Origin of the sequence: Halobacillus sp. BBL2006, assembly GCF_000786645.1 — a bacterium.
GTDB lineage: Bacteria > Bacillota > Bacilli > Bacillales > Halobacillaceae > Halobacillus.
In genome coordinates this window covers 1-4,164 of the sequence record NZ_JRNX01000104.1, presented here as the reverse complement: position 1 = coordinate 4,164, position 4,164 = coordinate 1, and the positions used below count along the sequence as shown (strand labels likewise).

Sequence of the window (4,164 nt, the reverse complement as noted above, 5' to 3'; positions counted from 1 at the left end):
GAGTTCCATCTAAGAATATCTTTACAGCACCGACTTTGACCTGATCTGTTCCTTCTCCTGTCCTCATTGTGCTCCGTACTAAGTAATTGTTCAAATCGTTAATGTTAAAGACATAGTGATGTAAATGGACATCGATAGGAAGATCGCCTTCCCTCTCCAATTCCGTATAAGCCTGCCATAGCTTTTCGTAGGAACCGATAAAATTGATATCATCACTGTGAACAGAAGTTATTCCGTATTCACTCAAATAAGGGGCAGCTTTCTTAAGCGCTTCTTTAGCATCCTCCACTGAACGTCCCCAAAAGTGATGCTTGATATAATGGACAGCTGTGTCCTTAAATCGCCCATTCCAATTTCCTTCTTCATCTTTTTCCTTGAACTCGTCCGGTTCACCTTTGAAATCTTCCTCTTTTTCAAGTAACTCCAACGCCTTTTCGCTTACGACACATTCATGCCCATCCTCATGCATGAAGTAAATATAAGCATTGACTTGAATCTCGCTAAGGTCTTTAGCCGTAAGCAGGTGGTCGATATCATTAAAATTAGCGTCGTTGAAACCTTTACCAAAGATCCAGTCGTATTCTTCCATTTTGTCATAATGGTTTTCAACTAACTCTTTCATCTCTTTCCAGCTTGTTACTTCAGTAAGATCCAACTCTTTTTTCAGCAAACCGAATCTGAGTAAATGCATGTGACTATCGTTGAATGAGGGGGCAAGAACCCTGCCTTTTCCATCATCAACCTCTTCACTGCCTGTATAAGGGCTTTCTAAAATGTTTGTAATTTTACCTTCTTTAATTTCTACTGCATGAAGCCCTTCACGCTGGTAAGGGCGGGACGGATCATAAATTTGTACATTGTCAATAATCATTAACCGATGGCTCCCTTCTATACTTTTTTTCCTATTTCAAACCTACCCCATGACGGATACTCTTCAAACATCCCCTAAATATGCCTTATATATGCATTTGACCACCATACAACCTACTTAACAAGCAGTATAAATGTAGAAACTAAAAGAAGGATCATAGGAATTTTCACCTATGGTCCTTCTTTAGTTAAATCTCTTTGAAATAGTTTTTATAGAATCCGCCCATACGACCTGTGTTGTCAATAACAAAGTAAAATTCTTCACTTTCGTTTTTAACGTCGTACACTTTACCTGGTGTCAAAACATTTTCCACAACGAATTTTTCAGCATCGTTATGGACGCATTCAATTTTCTTTAGAGTCGGATTATTTTCCCAATTTTCATGAATCATTCATACATCCTCCTTGTTCATTCGTGTCCTTATCATACAATGAACAAGTATGTGACTCAATATGAATATGCTTACAGTTTAGTTTCATACCATTTAGCCGCTGCATGAACTTCGGATTCTGTGAGTCTATGTCCCATCCGCTCCCAATGATTTGAAACTTCAGCTCCAGCGCTCTCTAGTAATGCTTTTAAATCAATCGTCTCTTGTGCCGGACAGATTGGATCGTTTTCCCCTGCTCCGATAAATACCGGCAAATCTTTTTGATTAGGCAATTCAATTCCTCGTCTAGGAACCATCGGATGAAACAGGATTGCTCCTTCTAAGCTATTTTCATAGTGGAATAACAAACTTCCTGCAATATTGGCTCCATTAGAATATCCTACTGCGACGACTTTCTCTCTTTTAAAGCCGTACTCTTCTGCCGCTTCATCAAGAAAGGTATGCAGTTCATCGGTTCTTTCAACCAAGTCCTCTTCATCGAACACTCCTTCTCTCAGACGTCTGAAAAACCGAGGCATCCCATTTTCGGATACGTTTCCTCTTACAGATAGAACCGAGGCATCCCCGTCAATAAGTGCTGCAAGTGGCAGCAGATCTTCTTCCGTTCCACCTGTTCCATGTAAAAGTAGCAAAACCCGATCGGACGTTCCTTCATGGAAAATGTGTTTTAATTTAATTTTAGAACTAACCCCCTCGTTAAAGTATCAGAGAAATATCTCCTCTAAATCTAAAGAGATTTTATCTTTAATTCGAGATAATGTCAAAGCTCTTGTTTTTTTAAACGCGGAATAACTTTCTGAAAAACCAAAGGTAATACCATCACAATAAATAATAGGCGAATCATTTGCAGGGAACTTACTAGGGATGGCTGCCCTCCCGTTTGCGTTGCCGTAAGAGACATTTCCACTAGTCCTCCTGGAGCAAGACTCAGGACGGCCGTCGTAAAGTCCATCCCTGTCCAATAGGTTAATGTCCATCCAAAAACTACCCCGATCGTGATCACAATAATGGATAGACCGAAATATAAGCTACAATACTTTCCGGCCAGAATTAAATCACGAATGCTAATTGAGTTTCCAAGGTGAACTCCAATAATTAGCTGAGCTGTGATAAAAATGGCATCTGGAAAATTAAATAGCGGGAAGCCTAATGCTTGCAGAAAACCTACGATAAGCATAGGGATGATCACAAATGATGCCGGCAAACTTCCCCGAAATCGATAGCCAAGTGAAAAAGCAAGTATATACACAGCAATCGTCCAGATAGGACCTTGTTCATTATGGTTATTTAACTCAACTATTGATGATCCGGGTCCGCTCAGAAAGTGAGTAGCAATAAAAGGGATGATGAACAAGACTGAGAGAAGTCGAATCGTATGAAAGATCGTAACGAGAACCGTATTCCCTTTTAACGTTTCGCTAACGGCTATCATTGCCGATAATCCTCCTGGCGCACTTCCGATCATGCTTGTCGTTAAATCAATTGCGGTTTTCTTCGCTATAAGATAGGCTAAGAACAAGCTGATTGAAATCAACAGAAGAGACAAGAATGTGTACGGTAAAAGATAGGGAACGACTATCTTAAACGTCTGGGCTGTAAAGGTTAGACCGATTTGCACACCGAGCATTGTGAAACCGATATCTCTCGCGGGAAACACTACGGAAGTCTCGTAGCCTGCAAATAATTTAAGAAGCATCAAGCCAGTGACTGGACCTAATATCCATGGGAGAGGAAAGTGTGCGGTGACAAAAACAAACCCTACAATTAGTGCTGCTGTATATGTAATGATGATTCTTTTTGTAGGCATAGCAGATGACACATCCTCCCAGGGGTAAATTAATGGTAATCGATCATGAAAGGGGAACGACCATAATGGATAAATGGATATATGGATTTGACAAAAAGCGTTCTACATATAACCACCTTCATATCCGGAATTATGATCAAAGAGATTTTTCAAAACTTATAGAAATTCAACAGAAGGCTTTTCCGCCTCCTTTTCCATCAGAGCTGTGGTGGACAAAAGAACAGCTCGAGAATCAAATAAAAACGTTCCGAGATGGGTGCTTATGTATAGAAGTAGATGGAGAAGTAGCTGGATCCATGACGACAATGATCACTTCACTGGATGATGAAAACATCGATCATAAATGGGAAGCAATTACAGCAAATGGAACGATGAAGACCCACGACCCGAATGGTAATACTTTATATGTCATCGACTTATGCGTGAACCCTGAATATCGTTCTATTGGATTAGGGAAGCAATTGACACAGGCCATGTATGAAACCGTCGTTCACCTGGACCTTGAGAGGCTGGTTGGTGGTGCACGTATGCCAAAGTACTATTTGTACGAGGATGAACTGACACCTGAGGAATATGTAAATCTTGTCCTGAAAGCGGATATCGAGGATCCAGTCGTCACTTTCCTACTAAAATCAGGCAGGTCACCTATAAAGCCTGTTAAAGATTACCTTGAAGATGCAGAGTCCTGCAATTACGGATTATTGACAGAGTGGCGAAATCCATTCTACTGATGGAACAGAACCACACTGGATAGTTTCGTCCAAGTAGATTGATTTCGATTAGAACAAAAGCCGCTCCTCTATTGGTTGCGGCTTTTGTTTACTTTTTTAAAGAAAGTCCATTTTCAATCATGTTAAATAACTGGGTGGCGAGCTCATCTACCCCTACCTTGTTGCGACTTGGCAATAATATAGAATGGAAAATGACGTCACCAATCAAGCCAGTATCAATACGCTTGCTCCATACTCCAGCTTGCTTCGAGTCATCTATCCATTGGATCATGAGATTGTACGTTCGCATCAAATCAACATGCAGTTCATCCTTGAAGAAAGAAGCCAATTGTTTGTCACTTGATTGCAGTTCTCGAATCATTTG

General features: G+C 40.5%; 5 protein-coding genes and 1 pseudogene. 1 reads left to right on the top strand and 5 read right to left on the bottom strand.

Annotated elements, in window-relative coordinates:
- The 4 genes from LD39_RS04010 to LD39_RS03995 form a co-directional block, all read right to left on the bottom strand.
- Positions 1–871: amidohydrolase family protein (locus tag LD39_RS04010; RefSeq protein WP_035543122.1), on the bottom strand; the 871-nt coding region annotated here is incomplete at its 3' end.
- A 187-nt stretch (positions 872–1,058) separates the two neighbouring features.
- On the bottom strand, positions 1,059–1,262 hold the full coding sequence (locus tag LD39_RS04005) for a DUF6501 family protein (RefSeq protein ID WP_035543120.1): 204 nt from the start codon (positions 1,260–1,262) through the stop codon (positions 1,059–1,061).
- A 71-nt stretch (positions 1,263–1,333) separates the two neighbouring features.
- Entirely contained in the window at positions 1,334–1,939 is a 606-nt protein-coding gene (locus LD39_RS04000; protein ID WP_035543118.1) for an alpha/beta hydrolase, read from the bottom strand.
- An 83-nt stretch (positions 1,940–2,022) separates the two neighbouring features.
- Positions 2,023–3,069: an AbrB family transcriptional regulator gene (locus LD39_RS03995; protein WP_035543116.1), complete on the bottom strand. Its 1,047-nt coding sequence runs from the start codon at positions 3,067–3,069 to the stop codon at positions 2,023–2,025.
- Positions 3,070–3,134: 65 nt separating this feature from the next.
- Between LD39_RS03995 and LD39_RS03990 the strand changes: the two genes are divergently transcribed.
- Positions 3,135–3,800 carry a GNAT family N-acetyltransferase gene (locus LD39_RS03990; RefSeq protein WP_052158723.1) on the top strand — a complete coding sequence of 222 codons (666 nt, stop codon included), beginning with the start codon at positions 3,135–3,137 and terminating at the stop codon, positions 3,798–3,800.
- Positions 3,801–3,888: 88 nt separating this feature from the next.
- On the opposite strand, the pseudogene LD39_RS22950 reads toward LD39_RS03990, so the two are convergent.
- A pseudogene (locus tag LD39_RS22950) lies at positions 3,889–4,164 on the bottom strand (TetR/AcrR family transcriptional regulator); the annotation flags it as partial.